Source organism: Parviterribacter multiflagellatus, assembly GCF_056863265.1.
Map to the genome: position 1 here is coordinate 18,165 of NZ_JBXPIZ010000005.1, position 17,656 is coordinate 35,820.

Annotated in this window: 16 protein-coding genes; 9 read left to right on the plus strand and 7 right to left on the minus strand. The window is 74.1% G+C overall.

Annotated elements, in window-relative coordinates:
• Positions 1-138 precede the first annotated feature (138 nt).
• Positions 139-1,971, plus strand: coding sequence for a methyl-accepting chemotaxis protein (locus tag AC1UE5_RS11580; RefSeq protein WP_482923358.1), 1,833 nt, complete (start codon positions 139-141; stop codon positions 1,969-1,971).
• A 22-nt stretch (positions 1,972-1,993) separates the two neighbouring features.
• Positions 1,994-3,079, plus strand: coding sequence for a glycosyltransferase family 4 protein (locus tag AC1UE5_RS11585; RefSeq protein ID WP_482923360.1), 1,086 nt, complete (start codon positions 1,994-1,996; stop codon positions 3,077-3,079).
• Here the strand turns inward: AC1UE5_RS11585 and AC1UE5_RS11590 are convergent.
• Positions 3,076-3,495: a Fic family protein gene (locus AC1UE5_RS11590; RefSeq protein WP_482923362.1), complete on the minus strand. Its 420-nt coding sequence runs from the start codon at positions 3,493-3,495 to the stop codon at positions 3,076-3,078. The two genes, AC1UE5_RS11585 and AC1UE5_RS11590, sit on opposite strands and share 4 nt — an antisense overlap.
• Before the next feature lie 108 nt (positions 3,496-3,603).
• Here AC1UE5_RS11590 and AC1UE5_RS11595 point away from each other — a divergent pair, with 108 nt between their 5' ends.
• From AC1UE5_RS11595 to AC1UE5_RS11605, 3 genes are read left to right on the plus strand one after another with little or no spacing between them, the layout of a single operon-like run.
• Complete coding sequence (locus AC1UE5_RS11595) at positions 3,604-3,813, plus strand: hypothetical protein (RefSeq protein WP_482923364.1); 210 nt, start codon at positions 3,604-3,606, stop codon at positions 3,811-3,813.
• Positions 3,814-3,857: 44 nt separating this feature from the next.
• Positions 3,858-4,949 (plus strand): glycosyltransferase family 2 protein, encoded by a 1,092-nt coding sequence (locus AC1UE5_RS11600; protein WP_482923366.1) that lies wholly within the window; start codon positions 3,858-3,860, stop codon positions 4,947-4,949.
• Positions 4,949-5,518, plus strand: coding sequence for a sugar transferase (locus AC1UE5_RS11605; protein WP_482923368.1), 570 nt, complete (start codon positions 4,949-4,951; stop codon positions 5,516-5,518). The genes AC1UE5_RS11600 and AC1UE5_RS11605 overlap by 1 nt, the downstream gene beginning before the upstream one ends.
• On the opposite strand, the gene AC1UE5_RS11610 is transcribed toward AC1UE5_RS11605, so the two are convergent.
• The 3 genes from AC1UE5_RS11610 to AC1UE5_RS11620 all read right to left on the minus strand — a co-directional run bounded on the left by AC1UE5_RS11610 (position 5,515) and on the right by AC1UE5_RS11620 (position 8,863).
• Positions 5,515-7,245 carry an N-acetylmuramoyl-L-alanine amidase gene (locus AC1UE5_RS11610; protein WP_482923370.1) on the minus strand — a complete coding sequence of 577 codons (1,731 nt, stop codon included), beginning with the start codon at positions 7,243-7,245 and terminating at the stop codon, positions 5,515-5,517. The two genes, AC1UE5_RS11605 and AC1UE5_RS11610, sit on opposite strands and share 4 nt — an antisense overlap.
• Positions 7,246-7,326: 81 nt before the next feature.
• Positions 7,327-8,025 (minus strand): DUF3105 domain-containing protein, encoded by a 699-nt coding sequence (locus AC1UE5_RS11615; protein ID WP_482923372.1) that lies wholly within the window; start codon positions 8,023-8,025, stop codon positions 7,327-7,329.
• A gap of 13 nt (positions 8,026-8,038) precedes the next feature.
• Positions 8,039-8,863, minus strand: a complete 825-nt coding sequence (locus tag AC1UE5_RS11620) for an alpha/beta fold hydrolase (protein ID WP_482923374.1) — start codon at positions 8,861-8,863, stop codon at positions 8,039-8,041.
• An 81-nt stretch (positions 8,864-8,944) separates the two neighbouring features.
• Here AC1UE5_RS11620 and AC1UE5_RS11625 point away from each other — a divergent pair, with 81 nt between their 5' ends.
• The 3 genes from AC1UE5_RS11625 (at position 8,945) to AC1UE5_RS11635 (ending at position 12,890) form a co-directional block, all read left to right on the plus strand.
• Positions 8,945-10,816: an RNA polymerase sigma factor gene (locus tag AC1UE5_RS11625; RefSeq protein ID WP_482923376.1), complete on the plus strand. Its 1,872-nt coding sequence runs from the start codon at positions 8,945-8,947 to the stop codon at positions 10,814-10,816.
• A 76-nt stretch (positions 10,817-10,892) separates the two neighbouring features.
• Positions 10,893-11,939 (plus strand): GGDEF domain-containing protein, encoded by a 1,047-nt coding sequence (locus tag AC1UE5_RS11630; protein WP_482923378.1) that lies wholly within the window; start codon positions 10,893-10,895, stop codon positions 11,937-11,939.
• A gap of 63 nt (positions 11,940-12,002) precedes the next feature.
• On the plus strand, positions 12,003-12,890 hold the full coding sequence (locus tag AC1UE5_RS11635) for an SDR family oxidoreductase (RefSeq protein ID WP_482923381.1): 888 nt from the start codon (positions 12,003-12,005) through the stop codon (positions 12,888-12,890).
• On the opposite strand, the gene AC1UE5_RS11640 is transcribed toward AC1UE5_RS11635, so the two are convergent.
• The gene (locus AC1UE5_RS11640; RefSeq protein WP_482923383.1) at positions 12,880-13,767 is read right to left on the minus strand and encodes a haloalkane dehalogenase; all 888 of its coding nucleotides are present in this window, start codon (positions 13,765-13,767) and stop codon (positions 12,880-12,882) included. The genes AC1UE5_RS11635 and AC1UE5_RS11640 overlap by 11 nt on opposite strands.
• Positions 13,768-13,811: 44 nt before the next feature.
• On the opposite strand from AC1UE5_RS11640, the gene tkt reads away from it, so the two are divergent.
• Positions 13,812-15,779, plus strand: coding sequence for a transketolase (tkt, locus tag AC1UE5_RS11645; protein ID WP_482923386.1), 1,968 nt, complete (start codon positions 13,812-13,814; stop codon positions 15,777-15,779).
• A 5-nt stretch (positions 15,780-15,784) separates the two neighbouring features.
• On the opposite strand, the gene AC1UE5_RS11650 is transcribed toward tkt, so the two are convergent.
• Positions 15,785-16,174: a hypothetical protein gene (locus AC1UE5_RS11650; protein ID WP_482923388.1), complete on the minus strand. Its 390-nt coding sequence runs from the start codon at positions 16,172-16,174 to the stop codon at positions 15,785-15,787.
• Positions 16,175-16,202: 28 nt separating this feature from the next.
• A complete protein-coding gene (locus AC1UE5_RS11655) occupies positions 16,203-17,648 on the minus strand; it encodes a transglycosylase SLT domain-containing protein (protein WP_482923390.1) in 1,446 nt (481 codons plus the stop codon).
• Positions 17,649-17,656: the final 8 nt, after the last annotated feature.

Sequence of the window (17,656 nt, forward strand, 5' to 3'; positions counted from 1 at the left end):
GCCGTGGCCGGTCACCGACGACTTACCGCTCGAAGTGGCACAGGCCGGCTCCTCGGCCGGATGGCCATGGTCGTCAACGTCCTGGGTGGACGACCGATCCCTTGGGGCGTTCCGTCGTATCGACCCCCTCTGATTCCCATGCTCTCCTTCCTCACCACGAGCCTCCGAGCCAAGCTGCTCGCAGGCTTCGGGGCGGTCGTCCTCCTCCTGGTGGCCGCCGTCGGCCTCGGGCTCTCCGCCACGTCCGACATCTCCGACCGGGCCGGCCAGCTCGGCAGCGTCGACCTGCCGTCGACCAAGACGATCGGCGACATCAGCACCGACGCCAACGCCTTCCGCGCCGCGCTCCTCCAGCACGTCGTCTCCACCAGCAAGCAGGAGATGGTCGAGCGCGAGGAGACGATGGAGGCGCTCAAGACGGACCTCGCCGACGAGCTCGCCGGCTACGAGAAGACCATCAGCAACGACACCGACCGCGCGGCCTGGCAGAAGACCGGCGACCAGTGGGACGCCTACCTGGCGGCCACCGAGCCGATGCTCGTCGCCAGCCGCGCGCTGCAGAACGAGAAGGCGCTGCAGGTCTTCAACGGCGAGGCCGAGACGATCTTCACCGGCCTGGCCGACCACCTCGACGGGTGGGCCGACATGAACACCAAGCTCGCCGGCGAGACCGTCGCCGCGGGCGACGACGCGTCCGACTCCGCGCGCTCGATCCTCATCGGCGTCGGCATCATCGCCGTCCTCATCGCCGGCGCCGTCGCCATCCTCCTCGCCCGCTCGATCACGGGCGGCGTGGGCCAGGTGCTCCACGCGGCCGAAGGCATCGCCGAGGGCGACCTCGACCAGGACGTCGACGTCAAGGCCAAGGACGAGGTCGGCCAGATGGCGACCGCGTTCGGGCAGCTCATCGCCTACGTCCGCGAGATGGCCGACCACGCCAACCGGATGGCCAAGGGCGACCTGACCGTCGAGATCGAGCCGAAGTCCGACCGCGACGTGCTCGGCGTGGCCTTCCGCGACATGCGCGCGAACCTCTCCGAGCTCGTCACCGCGGTGACGCACAGCGCCGGGACGCTCTCCGCGTCGTCGCAGCAGATGGCGTCGACCTCCGAGGAGGCCGGCCGCGCCGTCGCCGAGATCGCGCAGGCCGTGGGCGACGTCGCCCAGGGCGCCGAGCGCCAGGTGCGCTCGGTCGAGGAGGCCAAGCTGGCCACCGAGGAGGTCGGCGAGGCGACGCGCACGAGCGCCGAGTCCGCCGCCCAGACCGCCGAGGCCGCGCAGGCCGCGCGGCAGGTCGCCGTCGAGGGCGAGCAGGCCGTCGCGCAGGCGACCGAGGCGATGCGCCAGGTGCGCGAGTCCTCGTCGCAGGTGAGCGACGCGATGCACCAGCTCGCCGCCAAGAGCGAGCAGATCGGCGGCATCGTCGAGACGATCACCGGCATCTCCGAGCAGACCAACCTGCTGGCCCTCAACGCGGCCATCGAGGCCGCGCGGGCAGGCGAGCAGGGGCGCGGCTTCGCGGTCGTGGCCGAGGAGGTCCGCAAGCTGGCCGAGGAGTCGCAGGAGGCCGCGGCCTCGATCGCGACCCTGATCGAGGAGATCCAGGGCGAGACGACCCAGGCCGTCGCCGTCGTCGAGGAGGGCGCCGCGCGCTCCGAGGAGGGCGCCGCCACCGTCGAGCAGGCGCGTGACGCGTTCGCCCGCATCGGGACGTCCGTGGACGACATGACCGGCCGCGTCGACTCGATCGCCGCCGCCGTGCAGCAGATCGCCGCGTCGGCCGAGAAGGTCCAGGCCGACATGACCGAGGTCGCGTCGGTGGCCGAGGAGTCCAGCGCGTCGTCGGAGCAGGTCTCCGCCTCGACGCAGGAGACGAGCGCGAGCGCGCAGGAGATCGCCTCCTCCGCGCAGCAGCTCGCCACGACCGCCGCCGAGCTCGAGTCGCTCGTGGGTCGCTTCCAGGTGGCCTAGGGCCGTCTAGGGTGCGGGCCGCATGCGCGTCGATCTCGTCGACCCCGCGGCCTACACCCCGCCGTACGACCACGCCCTCGCCGCCGCGCTCGCGGCGGAGGGGGCGCGGGTGCGGCTCGTCACCGGCCCGTTCGCCCACGGCGAGCTGCCGCGCACGTCCGGCGGGTTCGCGGTGGACGAGCGCTTCTACCGCTGGTCCCCCGCGCGCGGCCGGCGGGCGGCGCGGCTGGCGCAGCACGTGCCGGACATGCTCCGCTACCGCCGCGCGGCGCGGGGCGCCGACGTCGTGCACTTCCAGTGGCTGCCGGTGCAGCCGGTCGACGTGCACCTCCTCCCGCCCGTCCACCCGCGGGTGCTGACCGCGCACGACGTGCTCCCGCGCGAAGCGCGCAGCGCGCAGCGCGACGCGCAGCGGCGGCTGTACGACCGGATGGACGCGGTCGTCGTGCACTCCGAGCACGGCCGCCGCCGCCTCGTGGACGACCTCGGCATCGACGCCGCGCGCGTCGAGGTCATCCCGCACGGCGCGTTCACCCACCTCGTCGACCTCGCCCCGGCGCCGCTTCCCCCGCACCTCGCGGCGGTCGACAAGCCCGTCGTGCTCTTCTTCGGCCTGCTGCGCCCCTACAAGGGCCTCGACGTCCTGCTGCGCGCGTGGGAGGGCATCGACGGCGCGGAGCTGTGGATCGTCGGCAACCCGCGCGGCGCGACGCTCCCCGACCGGCTGCCGCCCGGCGTCCGGCTCGAGCCGCGCTTCGTCGCCGACGCCGAGATCCCGGCCCTCTTCCGCCGCGCGGACCTCGTCGTGCTGCCCTACCGCGAGATCGACCAGTCCGGCGTGCTGTTCACCGCGCTCGCGTTCGGCAAGCCGCTCGTCCTCTCCGACGTCGGCGGCTTCCCGGAGGTTGCCGCCCACGGCGCCGCCGAGCTCGTCCCCGCCGGGGACGCCGCCGCCCTCCACACCACCCTCGCGACCCTCCTCGCCGACCCGGCCCGCCGCACCGCCCTCGCGACCGCCTCCGCCACCGCGGCCCGCACCCACTACGGCTGGGACGTCATCGCCCGCCGCCACCTCGCGCTCTACGAGCGCCTCGTCGCCGCACGCTAGGTCACCCGCTCCGCCACCCAGGCGAGGAACTCGGGCTCGGTGATCGGCGGGTTCATGTCGCCGGCGATCCGCTCCATCATCCGCAACGCCTCGCGGGGCCCGCCGGGCCCGTGCGTGAACGTCCCTCCGTTCCGCTCCACGAACTCGAGCATCACGTCGAACGCGACCCGCTTGTTCGCGTCGGGCAGCGGGTGGTACCGCGCGATGCGCGAGCAGTGCACGCCCGCCTTCTCGGCCACCGTGGGGAACAGCTCGACCTCGCCGAAACCGGAGAACGGCGCCGCCAGCGCGGCCTCGGCGAGCGCGACGACACGCGGCATCCGCGCGAGCACCCGAGCGTCTACCCCGAGGTGGTGGCCGGCGATAACGAGGAAGTCGCCGATCGACACTCGCTGGAGCGGAGTGTCACGAGACACCAAGACACCACGACGTCGAGGTGTGGTAGCGTGGCCCGACCCGAGTCGCGGTCATGCGCGGGCCTAGGGCCGCGTGCCACCGGCGACGCCCCCGCGGAGGAGCCCGAGATGCCGAAGAACCTGACGCTGCGCCTCGCCGACGAGCAGGCAGAGATGCTCGAGGTGATCGCGCGTGAGGCCGGGCAGACGCTCACCGACGTCGTGCGGAAGTCGATCGATGCGCAGATCGAGGAGGCCCGCAACGACGAGGCGTTCATGCGGCGCCTGCGCGAGCGGCACGAACGCGAGAAGGAGCTGTTCGACCTCCTCGCCGAGTAGCGCCGCGAGCCGCGTGCCGAGGCGCGGCTCGTAGGCTGCTCGCCGTGCTGCGGCGCCTGCCTGCCTTCCTCCTCGCGTACGCCCAGGTCGGCTACCCGGCCGTGCTGGCCGCGTGGGCGCGTGCCGCCACGCCCGCGCCGCTCGACGACCCGCCCGCGCCAGCGACGGACGCGCTGCCGCCGGTGACGCTCGTGATCGCCGCGCACGACGAGGGATCGGTGATCGGGCAGAAGGTCGAGAACGCGCTCGCGCTCGACTACCCGCGCGAGAAGCTGCAGGTGATCGTCGCGTGCGACGGGTGCACGGACGACACGGTGGAGCGGGCCCGGGCGGCGGGCGCCGATCTCGTGCTCGACCTCCCGCGCGGCGGGAAGGTGCGCGCGCAGGACACCGCGGTCGCGCAGGCCGAGCACGACCTCGTCGCGTTCTCCGACGCCAACGCCCTGCTCCAGCCCGACGCGCTGCGCGAGCTCGTCGCGCCGTTCGCGGACCCCGCCATCGGCTACGTCTGCGGGCAGGTCACGTTCGTCAACGAGGCGGGGACGAACCAGGAGGGCCTGTACTGGCGCTACGAGATGGCGATCCGCGCGCTCGAGTCGCGGCTCGCGTCGGTGACCGGCGGCAACGGCGCGATCTACGCGACCCGCAAGGACGCCTACGTCGTCATGGACGAGCGCATGGGCCACGACCTGAGCTTCCCGTTCACGTTCGTCAAGCACGGGTGGCGCGCCGTCTACCGGCCGAGCGCCCGGGCGACCGAGAAGATGGTCCCGTCCGTCGAGGGCGAGTGGCGCCGCAAGCGGCGGATGATGAGCCACGCCTGGCCGATCGTCGTCGAGGGCGGCCTGCTCGACCCGCGCGGCTACCCGCCGCGATACGCGTTCATGATCGCCAGCCACCGCGCGCTGCGGTACGCCTCGCCGTTCCTCCACCTCGCCGCGCTCGCGTGGAAGCCGTCCCGCCGCGCCTCGCTGCTCCTCCTCGCGGCCGCGCTGCTCGGCGACAGGGTCAAGAGCCGCCCGCTGCTCGTCGCGCGCTACTACGTGCTCACCCAGGCGTCGATCGCGATGGGCCTGCACGACTACGCGCGCCACGGCACGCCAGCGGGCTGGACGGCGCCCGAGGGCACCCGCTGATGTCGCCGCGCCGCGCGTTCGACGTCGCGGTGGCCGGCGTCGCGCTCGTCCTGGCCAGCCCGATCCTGCTCGCCGCGATCGTCGCCATCCGGCTGGAGTCCAAGGGCCACCCGATCTACCGCCAGCGCCGCGTCGGCAAGGACGGCCGCCCGTTCGACGTGCTCAAGCTCCGCACGATGGTCGCGGGCGCCGAGTCGATGGGCTCCGGCCTGGCGGTGAGCGAGGGCGACGCACGCATCACCCGCGTCGGCGCGCTCCTGCGCCGGACGTCGATCGACGAGCTGCCGCAGCTCGTCAACGTCCTCAAGGGCGACATGGCGATCATCGGCCCACGCCCGACCGTCCCGGTCCAGGTCGACAACTACACCGAGCGCCAGCGCGGGCGCCTGGCGATCCTCCCCGGCCTGACCGGCTGGGCGCAGGTGAACGGCCGCACGTCGTTGCCGTGGGACGAGCGGATCGAGCTCGACCTCTGGTACATCGAGCACCGCTCGCTGCGGCTCGACGTGAAGATCCTGCTCCGCACCGTCGCCATCGTCCTCGGCGGCGAGGGCCTCTACCGCAGCTAGCCGGCCATCGCGCCGCCGCCCGGCGAGGACGGCGCGGAGGGCGCCGCCGGCGGGGCGGAGGTGAGCTTGCGCACCGCGCGCACGAAGTGGTCCTGCTGCGTGGCGGCGTTCTTCGTGTCGCCCGCGACCCGCACGCGCAGCCGGTACAGGCCGGCGCGGCCGAGCGGGACGTTGAGGCGGAACGCGCCGCCGCGGGCGCGGACCTTCACGCGCTTGGCGAGGACGTACCGCGATCCGACCTGGCGGGAGGCGTCGACGACGATCGTCTTCTCGCGCGGCCGGACCGTCCCGCGAATCACCGCACGGCGCCCGATCTTCACCTGCCGCGCCGGCTTGCGCACCGTGATCGCGGGCGCGACCGTCACCTTCACCGGCGACGACCGGACCGCCCCGATGAGCGCGCGGACCGTCCGGTTGCGCGACGTCGGCAGCGACGCGGTGAACGTGCCGTCGGGCTGCGTCGTCGCGGAGCTGACCGCCTTGTAGCCCTTCGCCGTCAGCACCTGGATGCGGACGCGCTGGCCGCCGATCGGGACCCCGGACGCGTCGGTCAGGCGGCCGGTGAGCTGCGCCGGCTCGGGGTAGGAGAGCGCGAGCCGCGAGGCGCTGAGCGTGAGCCGGGACGTCGCGGTGACGCCCGGCTGCGGCGCGCCGATGATCGCGGGCGCGCCCGCCGCCGCGAGCTCGCGGATGCGCGGGAGCTGCGCGTAGAGCTGGTCGCCCGGGCACGCGGTGCTGTTGCCGTCGCGGTGGCCGGAGATGCGCTCGAACACGTGGGTCGTGCCCGACGCGTACTTGTTGGTCTCGCCGCCGGCGGACACGAGCGGCACGGTGCCGGTGACGGGCACGCCGTGGAGCGGCAGCTTCCACGCGATCAGCTTGGCCATCGCGCCGAGCGCCGCGTCGCTCTGCGGCACGTCCTGGTACGTGCCGAGGTTCGCGATGCCCGTCGACTGCGCGTTCCACCCCTGCGCCTGGGCGCCGACGACGGGCTGGTCGATGCCGCCCGCGCGGCCCTCGAAGATCTGCCCGTACTTGTCGACGAAGAAGTTGTAGCCCACGTCGTCCCAGCCGTTGGAGTTGCGGTGGAACCGGCAGATGCCGAGCACCATCGCGGCCGAGTCCGTCGCGGCGTAGTCGTTCGCGCTGACGGTGTGGTGGACGAACGCCATCTGCACCGTGCCCATCGTCGGCGTGTCGCGCGGCGCGCACTGGTCGCCGCCCCACTGGGCGCGGGGGATGATCGCCGGCTGGGCGCCGGCCTGGCGCGCGGCGCGGGCCGCCGGCCTGGGCGCGGCCTTGCCGGTCACGCGCACGAGGTGGAGCCGCAGCCCCTTGACGCGCTCCGACAGGCGGATCTGGACGCGGTCGGCGCCGCCCGCCCAGATCGGGTCGCTGCCGTGCTCGCCGCTGTCGGCGGTCTCGACCTCGGTCCAGCGCCGCCACGTGCCGCCCGGCTCGGCGACGCGCACCTCGGCGTGGAGGTCGTCGGGCGCCGAGTCCCACTTGAGCCCGAAGACCTGGAACGTCCGGCCGGCCCGCAGGACCTTCGACGTCCACATGGCGCCGTGCTCGTGGCCGTGTGCGTCGGCGTGCGCCGCATGCGCGGACACCGTCCCGGCCGCCGGGACGCGCAGCTCGAAGTCGCTCGCCTTCGGGGCGGCGACGGCCGTCGAGGGGATGAGCGCGCAGGCGAGCGCTGCGCAGAGTGGGGCGATCCGGCGCATCGGTTCTAGGAAACACGGTCGGCCGCGACCAGTTGCGGCTTGAACGCGATCCTGCGCGACCGATGCGCCGGACGGCCTACATCACTCGAACTCGGACGGGATCTGCTCGGGGCCCTTGTCCACGTGGTCGCGGCGGAAGGCGCGGATGGCGTCGAACACCTTGTCGTTCCACGACGGGCAGGTCAGCGCGCGCGTCCAGGCGGTCGCGGCGACCGCGTACTCCATGTTCGTCTGGTTCTGGAAGACGAGGGTCTTGTAGCCGGCGATGCCCTGCACCTCCTCCTCGAACAGCGCGGCGAGCTGGTCGATCCGCTGCTGCGGGGTGCCTGGCTTGTACTGGATGTTGATCCGGCCGTGCTCGAGCGCGTGGACGGACTGCTCGAGGTCCGGCGGGCCGTCGGGCGGGTACACGCCCTCGCGCGACGGGTTCGGGTCGTGGTCGCCCGACTCCGGGGGATTCTGCTTGTACTTCACGTCCTCGGTGACGTGGTTGGCCGACACCTCGTCGTCCTCCCGGACCGTGCAGCCGGCCGCGCGGGCGGCCTCGGAGAGGTTCTCGATCTGGACGGCCGGGAGCGATGCGGCGCTCGCGTTGGACGTCCCGCCGTCGTCGTCACCGCCGCCGGCTACGAGCACCACCACCACGGCGATCACGGCCACGACGAGGACCGCCCCGCCGACCATGCTCAGCCGCTTGCGGTTCTCCGCGCTCTTGCGCGCGGCCTGCTCGGCAGCTTCCCGCTCGCGGCGGCGCTGCTCCTTCTCCTCTGCACGAGTCATTGCGGAGGGCAGCTTACGCGACCGCGGAAACCGCCTTCGGCGAATTCCAGCACGACTCGACGAACGACGCGATCTCGTTGGTCAGCCGTTCCGGGGCCGTTCGCAGCTCGAGGATCGAGTTGGCCTGCAGCAACGTGGCGTTCGGCAGCTCGTCCGCGAGCATCCCCGCGTCCGAGAACGGATGCACCGGATCGCGCGGGTGGCCGATGACCAGCGTGCGCGTCGGGATCTGCCGCCGCTGGTAGCGGTGGGGTGCGATCCGCCCGAAGAACAGGCCCTCCAGCACCGCCGCGGACGGCCCGGGGTCCTGCCTGATCGTGTCGAGCGCGATGTTCCCCAGCACGCCGAACGGCCCACGCGGCACGGCGCGCGCCCCCGCCTGGACGACCTTCATCACCGGTTCGAGGTACTTCAGCGTCAGGAGCGGCGGCATGAACGCGAGGCCGCACGCGATCAGCGCGCCGTCGAGCACCGGCATCTCGATCACCATGCCGCGCAGGCGCTCCGGCGCGAGGACGGCCGCTTCGAGCGTCGTGTTGGCTCCCAACGACGTGCCGAGCACGACGGCCTCGTCGAGCCCGAGGTGGTCGAGCAGCGCGATCACCTGCTCGCCGAAGAACGTCATCGAGTACCGCCACATGTCGCGCGGGCGGTCCGACTCGCCGTGCCCGAGCAGGTCGAGCGTCACGACGTGGTTGCCGCGCTCGGCGAGCGCCTGGGCGAGCGGCTCGTGCATCCGCTTGCTGAGCAGGAGCCCGTGCAGCAGCACGACCGTCCGCGGGCCGGAGCCGTACTCGGCGTACGACAGCTGTTGACCGTGGTGCGTGAACGTCCCCACGAGCGGGAAGGTAGAGCTTCTCGTCACATGCCAACCGCACTCGGTCCGCCGCGTTCGGTTAGGTGTGTCGTGCCGCAGGCCATGTCCGCCACCGTCCCGACCCGCCCCGCCGGCCCGATCCGGCGGCCCCATCGCGCGCTGCGCTTCACCCGCGACGACGAGCTCGTCCGGCTGCTGCGTGCCGGGGACGAGCGGGCGTTCGAGGCGATGTACGACCGCCACCACCGCGGCATCCTCGCCTTCTGCCGCCACATGCTCGGCTCCCGCGAGGAGGCCGAGGACGCCGTCCAGCACACCTTCGCGGCAGCGCACCGCAACCTCATCGCGTCCGACCGCCCGATGCAGCTCAAGGCGTGGCTGTACGCCATCGCGCGCAACCGCTGCCTGTCGATCCTGCGCGCCCGGCGGGAGGAGCGTTCGCTCGAGGACGCGCCCGAGCCGTCCGTCGAGGGCCTCACGGCCGAGGTGCACCGCCGGCAGGAGCTGCAGGAGCTGCTCGTCGACCTCCAGCGTCTACCGGACGACCAGCGCGCCGCGCTCGTGCTGGCCGAGCTGGGGGACCTGAGCCACGAGGAGATCGCGGAGGCGATCGGGGTGCGCACGGGCAAGGTCAAGGCGCTGGTCTTCCAGGCGCGGGAGTCGCTCGCGAGCTCGCGGACGGCGCGCGAGGCGGACTGCCGCGACATCCAGGAGCAGCTCGCGGTGCTCCGCGGCGGCGCGCTGCGGCGGACGACGATCCGGCGCCATGTCGAGCACTGTCCGGCGTGCGCCGCGTTCAAGGCCGAGGTCCAGCGCCAGCGCAGCGCGCTCGCGGCGGTGCTCCCGGTGGCGCCCACGCTCGCGCTCAAGGAGGCCGTGCTCGGCGCGGCCGCCGCGGGCGGCGCAGGGGCGGCCGCGGCCGGTGGTGGAGCGGCGGCGCTCGGCGGCGCGGCTGCCGCGGGCGGCGCCGGCGGGGCGGGCGGCGGCCTCGCGGCGAAGGTCATGACCGTGGCCGCGCTCGCGGGCGGGACCGCGGGCGGCGGCGCGATGGTGGTGGACGAGATCGCCTCGGACGGACCGAGCGGCCGCGCGATCGCGGCGCAGGTCCCGAAGGAGGAGCGCGCCGTCGAGCTGGTCGGCCGGCTGCGCGAGCGCGCGCGGGTCGTCGGGCTCGAGCGCGCGGAGGACCGCCGCACGGCGGCCCGCCGCTCGTCGCCTTCCGGGTCCACGGCGCCCGCCGCCGGGAAGCGGCGGGAGGAGCGCGGTGAGCGGCCCACCGCCGCGCGCGCCACGCCCGACGGGCGGCGGGGCCGGCTCGTGCCCTCGGGCAACGCGCCGCGCCGTCGCGACGGCCGGCTCGACGCGCCGGCCGCCGGCCCCGCGCCGGTTGCGGCGCAGGAGCCCGCGTCCGCGCACGCGCCCACGCGCCCGCCCGAGGCCCCCGCGTCCGCCGGGCCGAAGCCGAAGAAGGACCAGGGCAAGGGCCACGAGCAGGGCAAGGGCAAGGGCCACGACAAGGCCGGCGGCAAGCACGGCGAGAAGTGGCACGGCGGCGCCGCCGGCGGGCGTGGCGACGACGACGAGGACCGCGACGAGGGCTCCCACTCCGGCAAGGGCCGCGAGGAGGACGACGCGCCGGAGGCCGCCGCGCCGCCGCCCACGCACGGCGGCCGCGACGACGACGGGGAGCAGGGCAAGGCCAAGGCCGAGGCGCAGGGTCAGCGCGGAAGCCGCGTCAAGCGCGACCGCCCGGGCCGCCGGCCGCGGCTCCCCTCAGCGCCCGCACTGCCGCCCGCCCCGCCGGCCCCGGCGCCGGACGGCGGCGGCCACGGGCCCGACGACGACGGTGACGCCGGCGGCGGCCGCGACGGCGCCGCCTCGCCGGATCCCGCCGCGGAGCCGGGCCAGGCCAAGGGCCGCGGCCCGCGCGCGATCGTGTCCGCGATCGCCGACGCGCTCACGCCACGACGCTGACCGCCGGTCGGACGTCCGTCCGCTGTGGCGCGCCGCACGCTTCGCGGAGCGCATGGGAGGGGATGCCGGTGGGCACATGCTCGTCGCCGTCCTCGCCCTCCTCCTGCTCGCGGCCCTCGCCGCGGCGGCCGCGCAGGCCGTGGTCGCCCGCCGCCGCGCGCGCCGGCTCCACGCCGCCGAGCGGGCGATCGTCGCCGTCGCCCGCGCGTGGTCGGAGGACGGCACGTCGCGCGGCAAGGTCTGCGCCGCGGCGCGCCTGATCGGCGGGGCGGCGAGCGCGTTCATCGCCGAGCCCAGCCGCCGTGGGGACGCGATCACGATCACCGCCGCGGACGGCGTCGAGGAGCTGTGCGGCCTCAGCCTCTCCACCGACCCGGACCGGTCGCGCGTCGCCCGCGCGCTCCTGCTCGGCGAGCCGCTCGACGTCTTCGCCTTCGACCCGCACGCGCAGCTCCTCCACCACCCGGCGGCGGTCCGGCGCGGCATCCGCGCGGCGCGCCTGCACCCCATCCGGCACGGCGAGCACGTCGTCGGCGTGCTCGGCCTCGGCTGGTCCGACGTGCGGCCGGCGCTGAGCGGCACGCGGGAGGAGCTCGTGGACGCGCTCGCGGCGGAGGCGGCGCAGGCGATCGAGCGCGACCACCACGTCGCGCTGCTCAGCCGCCAGGCGCGCACCGACGAGCTGACCGCGCTGCCGAACCGGCGGGCGTGGGACGAGGCGGTCGCGCGCGAGGTCGCCCGCGCGCAGCGGACGGGCGAGCCGCTCTGCCTCGCGCTGCTCGACCTCGACCACTTCAAGGCGTTCAACGACACGTATGGCCACCAGGCCGGCGACGCGCACCTGCGCCGCACCGCGGCGGCGTGGCGGCGCGAGCTGCGGACGATGGACGTGCTCGCCCGCTACGGCGGCGAGGAGTTCGGCGTGCTGCTGCCGAGCTGCGAGCTGGCGCTGGCCGAGGAGGTCATCGAGCGCGTCCGCGCCGCGACCCCGGGCGGCGAGACGGCGTCGGCCGGCGTCGTCCGCTACGACGGGCACGAGGCCGCCGAGCACCTGCTGGGCCGCGCCGACCGCGCGCTCTACCGGGCCAAGCACGCCGGGCGGGCGGTGACGGTTGGCGGCTGACACCGTGTCGAACGGGCTGTAAGGTGACGCCCACGTCACTCTTGGAGGAAGGGGTCCGTTCGCATGGCCAAGCAACCCAAGGTCCTGTCCGGCCAGGTCGCCGCGATCACCGGTGCCGCGCGCGGCATCGGCAAGGCGACGGCCGAGGCCTTCGTCCGGCAGGGCATGAAGGTCGCGATCGGGGACCTCGACGTCGCCGAGGCCCAGCGGGCCGCTGACGAGCTCGGGCCGAACGTCATCGCGCTCGAGCTCAACGTCACCGACAAGGCATCGATCGAGGGCTTCCTCGACGCGGTCGAGGAGCGGCTCGGCCCGGTCGACGTGCTCGTCAACAACGCCGGCATCATGCCGCTCTCGAAGTTCTGGGAGGAGGACGACGCGACCGCCCAGCGGATCATCGACATCAACCTCCACGGCGTGATCTGGGGCACGAAGGCCGCGCTGCACCGCATGATCCCGCGCAACCGCGGCGCGATCGTCAACATCGCGTCCCAGGCGGGCCTGTACGGCGCGCCGGGCGGGGCCACCTACTCAGCGTCGAAGTTCGCCGTCGTCGGCCTGACGGAGGCGATCCGCGGCGAGCTCAAGCTCGCCAAGCACGACATCCAGGTCTCCTACGTCTGCCCGGTCGTCGTCAACACCGAGCTGGGCCACGGCACGGCGCAGACCCAGGGCGTCAAGGCCGTCGAGCCGAGCGAGGTCGCCGACGCGATCGTCCACGCGCTCCAGTTCCACGTGGTCGACGTGCACGTGCCCAAGTCGGTCAAGACGATCGGCAAGGTGACCGGCCTGCTCCCGCGCCGCGCGGCCGAGGGCGTCTCGCGCGTGCTGAAGGCCGACCGCGTCCTCTTCGACGCCGACCCGAACGCCCGCGCCGCCTACGAGCTGCGCGCCGCGCGGTCCGAGCCCGGCCTCGAGCCGGCGGACGAGCAGAAGCAGCTCACGCCCTGAGCCACTCGGCGATCCGCCGGCCGATCGCCTCCCCGGCGTCCTCCTGGAGGAAGTGCCCGGCGCCCGCGATGATCTCGGGCGCCGGGGCGCCGATCGTCTCCGCGAACCGCTCGCCGACCTTCAGCGGGATGATCGGGTCGCCGTCGGCCCAGAGCACGAGCTTCGGCCAGTCGGCCTCGGCCACCGCGGCGAGGACGCGCTGGCCGGCCTCGGCGCCCGGCGCGTCGGGCCTGAGCGGGATCATCAGCGGGAAGGCGCGGGTGCCCGCCTTCGAGGCGGGCGACGGGAACGGCGCCTCGTAGGCCGCGACGACCTCCGGCGGCAGCTCGCTCGCGGCGCCGCCGTTCACCAGCATCCCGATCGGCAGGTCCTCGGTCTGCTCGACGAAGCCGCGGAACGCCTGCCACGCGTCGCTCATCTTCTGATGCCCGGTGAACAGCCCGGTGTCGAGGATCACGAGCCGCGCCACCCGACCGGCCGCCGCCTCGACCGCGGCGCGCAGCCCGACCGGCCCGCCCCAGTCGTGCACGACGAACGTCGCGTCGCGCAGGTCGAGGTCCTCGACGAAGCGCGCGGCGAACGCCGCGTGGCGGTCGTACGTGTACCAGTCCAGGTCGACCGGCTTGTCGGAGCGCCCGAAGCCCGGCAGGTCCGGCGCGAGGCACCGGAATCCGGCATCGCGCACCAGCGGGATCACGTGCCGCCACAGGAACGACCACGTCGGCTCGCCGTGCCAGAAGACCACCGGCGGGCCGTCGGCGGGGCCTTCGTCGAGGTGCGCGAGCCGCAACCCCTCGACCTCGCGATAGCGCGGCCCGAAGTCGAAGTCCGGCAGTCCGGAGAACCGCTCATCGGGAGTGCGAATGGCCTCTGGCATGGCCGCGCATACTCTCACGAGAGAACTTCCCCCGAGAGGACGGCATGGCCACGACCACCAAGGCAGACCCGCAGCTCGCCATCGACACGATCCGCACGCTGTCGATCGACGCGATCCAGGAGGCCAACTCCGGTCATCCGGGGCTGCCGCTGGCGATGGCGCCGGCCGCGTGGCTCCTGTACGCCGAGGTGATGAACCACAACCCGAAGGACCCGAAGTGGCCGGACCGGGACCGGTTCATCCTCTCCGCGGGCCACGGGTCGATGCTGCTCTACAGCGCGCTGCACCTGGCCGGCTACGACCTCCCGCTCGACGAGCTCAAGAAGTTCCGCAAGTGGGGCTCGCTCACCCCCGGTCACCCGGAGCGCGACCGCGTCCACGTCACGCCCGGCGTCGAGGTCACCACCGGCCCGCTCGGCCAGGGCTTCGCCAACGGCGTCGGCCTCGCGATGGCGGAGAAGTTCCTGCGCGAGAAGTACGGCCCCGAGCTGCAGAACCACTACGTCTACGCGATCGTCTCCGACGGCGACCTCATGGAGGGCATCGCGTCGGAGGCCGCGTCGATCGCCGGCCAGCTCGGGCTCGGCCGCCTGATCTACCTCTACGACGACAACTCGATCACGCTCGACGGCCCCGCGTCGCTGAGCTTCACGGTCGAGGATCGCGCGAAGCGCTTCGAGGCGTACGGCTGGCACACGGTCACGGTCGAGGACGCCAACGACCTCGACGAGCTGCGCCACGCGATCCACGCCGCGCAGGCCGAGCAGCAGCGCCCGTCGCTCATCAGCGTCAAGTCGATCATCGGCTACGGCTCGCCCGAGCAGGGCACGAGCGAGGTCCACGGCAAGGCGCTCGGCGAGGCGAACGTCCGCGCCACCAAGGAGAACCTCGGCTGGGACCCGGACAAGACGTTCCACGTCCCGGACGGCGTCTACGCCGCGTTCGCGCCCGAGCGCGGCGCCGAGAAGCAGGCCCAGTGGCAGGAGCGCTACGAGGCGTTCAAGGCCGCCAACCCCGAGCTGGCGGCCGAGTGGGACGCCGCGTGGGCGGGCAAGCCGGCCAAGCCGGTCAGCGAGGTCCTGCCGAAGTGGGACGTCGGCACGAAGGTCGCCACGCGCGGCGCCGGCGGCAAGGTGATGGCCGCGTTCGAGGCCACCGTCCCGACGATGGTCGGCGGCGCGGCGGACCTCTCCGAGTCCACCAAGACCGTCTTCCCGGCGTCCGACAAGTACACGAAGGAGGCCAGCGGCCGCAACGTGTACTGGGGTGTGCGCGAGCACGGCATGGGCGGCGCGGTCAACGGCCTGGCCGCGCACGGCGGCATCGTGCGCCCGTACGGCTCGACCTTCCTCCAGTTCGCCGACTACATGCGCGGCTCGATCCGCCTGAGCGCCCTCACCGGCCTGCCGGTCGCGTGGGTGTTCACGCACGACTCGGTCGCGCTGGGCGAGGACGGCCCGACCCACCAGCCGGTCGAGCACCACGCGGCGCTGCGCGCGATCCCCGGGCTGGTCTACCTGCGCCCAGCGGACGCGAACGAGACGGCCGAGGCGTGGCGCGTGATCCTCGAGGATCTCGAGGGCCCGGCCGCGCTGGCGCTCTCCCGGCAGGACCTGCCCGTGCTCGAGGGCTCCGGCCCGGGCGTCGGCAAGGGCGCGTACAAGCTGCGCGACGGCGCCGACGGCACGATCGTCGCCACCGGCGGCGAGGTGTGGGTCGCGGTCGAGGCGGCCGAGCAGCTCGCCAAGGACGGCCTGGACGTCAGCGTCGTCTCGATGCCGTCGTGGGAGCTGTTCGAGCAGCAGGACGACGACTACAAGGCGTCCGTGCTCGGCGACCGCGCCCGCACGCTGTCCGTCGAGGCCGGCGTGTCGCTGGGCTGGGAGCGCTACGCCGCGGCGCAGGTCGCGATCGACCGGTTCGGCGCGTCCGCGCCGGGCGGCGAGGTGCTCGAGCGCTTCGGCTTCACCGCGAGCAACGTCGCCGAGCAGGCCCGCAAGCTGCTCGGCTGAACGCGCTAGTCCTCCACCTGCCGCATCCGCAGCTCGGCCATCATGGTCATCCCGCGGTGGATGCGGCAGCGGGTGGAGCCCTCGGGCAGGGCGCCGGGCCCGCCCGAGCCGGGGTGTTTGGTGTGCACCCAGCGGACGCCCGCGACCTTCTGCCACTTGCCGGCGCGCGTCCGGCACCGCACCACCACCAGGTTGGCGTGCGCGTACTTCGACGCCTTGGTGTCCATGCGGATGATCATCCAGCCCGGGTCGGTGGTGAAGCTGAGGTACACCTTCCCGTAGCGGTTCGTCTTCTCGCCGACCGTCTTCGCGGCCTCGGCGGTCGGCGCGTGCGCGCCGCACAGGGCGCCCGTCACGAGCGCGGCGGTGAGCAGGCAGGCGGGGCGGCGGGACATGCCCGCGCACGGTACCTGAGCCGTACCGCTATCCCGCGTCCTGCTGCTCCTCCAGCAGGCCGAGCAGCGCCTTCGCGTCGGGCCCGGCGGTGAGGTGGATCGCGGACGGCTCGCGCACCCACGCGATGAGGTCGAGCGCCTGGAGCCGGTCGAGCATGAACTGGAACGCGAGCGCCTGCCGCCGCGAGCGGTACGTGCGCTCGATGTCCATCGCCCAGCCGGTCGTGTGCAGCGAGTAGTTGTCGGTGGCCTCGACGTTGCGCTCCGTGAGCAGCTCCTGGTAGCCCTCGTCGCGGACGGTCGAGGTGAGGATGAGCGGCGCCTGGCCGGAGATCGCCTCGGTGCCGCGGGCGAGGTAGACGAGCAGCGCGAGCGCCTCGGGCCGCAGCGCGCGGTAGCGCGACTTGGGCACCTCGAGCCGCGGCGCCAGCTCGCCCATCCCCCGGTCGATCGTGATGCCGGCGGCGCGCAGCTCGCGCGGCTGCAGCTGCGTCAGCTCGCCGGTCGAGACGGCGGTCTGGATCGACTCCGGCTCGGCGAACACCTCAGTGTCGTCCTCGGGGTGGAGCACCTCCTCCGCGGAGTTCTTGCGCGTCATCAGGATCGCCCGCTCGCCCAGCGCCTGCGGGTCCTCGCGGTAGCGGCGCATGATGTCCTTCGCCGCCAGCACGCGCCACAGGTAGGTCGAGGAGTCGTCGCCGAGCGAGGCCAGCCGGTTCCACGCCTTCGCGTGCCGCAGCGGGCTGGAGTCGAAGAAGACCTCGGCGTACGGCGTGTCGTCGTCCGCGCCGAAGTCGCGCAGCACGTCCTGGAGGTTGCCGACGCCCATGTGGTAGCTCGCGACCGCCAGGTCGTCGCGGTCGTCCAGCTCGCCCTTGGCGAACGTGAGGTAGCGCGCGGTGGCGCGCAGCGCCTTGGGCGGGTCGTAGCGCTCGTCCACGCGCCGGCGCTGCGCGCGCAGCCGCTCGGCGCGCGCCGGCTGACCCCGCCGCTCGGCCCGCGCGATCTGCCGTGTGAGCCGCTTCGAGCGCGCCGTGTCGACCTTCAGCCCGAGCAGGTTCTGGCCCGTCTCGGCGAGGATCTGCGTGAGCCCGACCGCGCCCTCGGGGTCGTCGGAGGCGCGCGCGTCCGGGCGCCCGGCGCTCTCCAGCAGGACGATCGCCTCGATCGTGTCGGCGTCGAGGTCGGCGTCGGCCGCGACCTCGTCGACGATCTCGCGGTACCGCGCGGTGCGCGCGGCGCTGGCCACCGCGCCGCCCGGCGACTTGGCGTACAGGACGTGGCTGAGCCCGGCCGCGGCGCGCCGCTCGAACTCCTCACGGCGCTCGGGGTCGTACGCGAACGGGTCGTCGCCCGCGCCCGACGGGACGAGGGGTGATGGGCGGGGGCCGTCCTCGCCGCCGCCGAGCAGCGACACGGCCGCCCAGGCGGCCAGGAGCCCCGCCGCGATGAGAGCGGCCAGCCTGAGCCTCACGTCCTCCC

Coding starts and splice junctions, on each gene's coding strand:
- AC1UE5_RS11580 (WP_482923358.1), top strand. CDS start 139: ATGCTCTCCTTCCTCACCACGAGCCTCCGAGCCAAGCTGCTCGCAGGC.
- AC1UE5_RS11585 (WP_482923360.1), top strand. CDS start 1,994: ATGCGCGTCGATCTCGTCGACCCCGCGGCCTACACCCCGCCGTACGAC.
- AC1UE5_RS11595 (WP_482923364.1), top strand. CDS start 3,604: ATGCCGAAGAACCTGACGCTGCGCCTCGCCGACGAGCAGGCAGAGATG.
- AC1UE5_RS11605 (WP_482923368.1), top strand. CDS start 4,949: ATGTCGCCGCGCCGCGCGTTCGACGTCGCGGTGGCCGGCGTCGCGCTC.
- AC1UE5_RS11610 (WP_482923370.1), bottom strand. CDS start 7,245: ATGCGCCGGATCGCCCCACTCTGCGCAGCGCTCGCCTGCGCGCTCATC.
- AC1UE5_RS11615 (WP_482923372.1), bottom strand. CDS start 8,025: ATGACTCGTGCAGAGGAGAAGGAGCAGCGCCGCCGCGAGCGGGAAGCT.
- AC1UE5_RS11625 (WP_482923376.1), top strand. CDS start 8,945: ATGTCCGCCACCGTCCCGACCCGCCCCGCCGGCCCGATCCGGCGGCCC.
- AC1UE5_RS11630 (WP_482923378.1), top strand. CDS start 10,893: ATGCTCGTCGCCGTCCTCGCCCTCCTCCTGCTCGCGGCCCTCGCCGCG.
- AC1UE5_RS11635 (WP_482923381.1), top strand. CDS start 12,003: ATGGCCAAGCAACCCAAGGTCCTGTCCGGCCAGGTCGCCGCGATCACC.
- AC1UE5_RS11640 (WP_482923383.1), bottom strand. CDS start 13,767: ATGCCAGAGGCCATTCGCACTCCCGATGAGCGGTTCTCCGGACTGCCG.
- tkt (WP_482923386.1), top strand. CDS start 13,812: ATGGCCACGACCACCAAGGCAGACCCGCAGCTCGCCATCGACACGATC.
- AC1UE5_RS11650 (WP_482923388.1), bottom strand. CDS start 16,174: ATGTCCCGCCGCCCCGCCTGCCTGCTCACCGCCGCGCTCGTGACGGGC.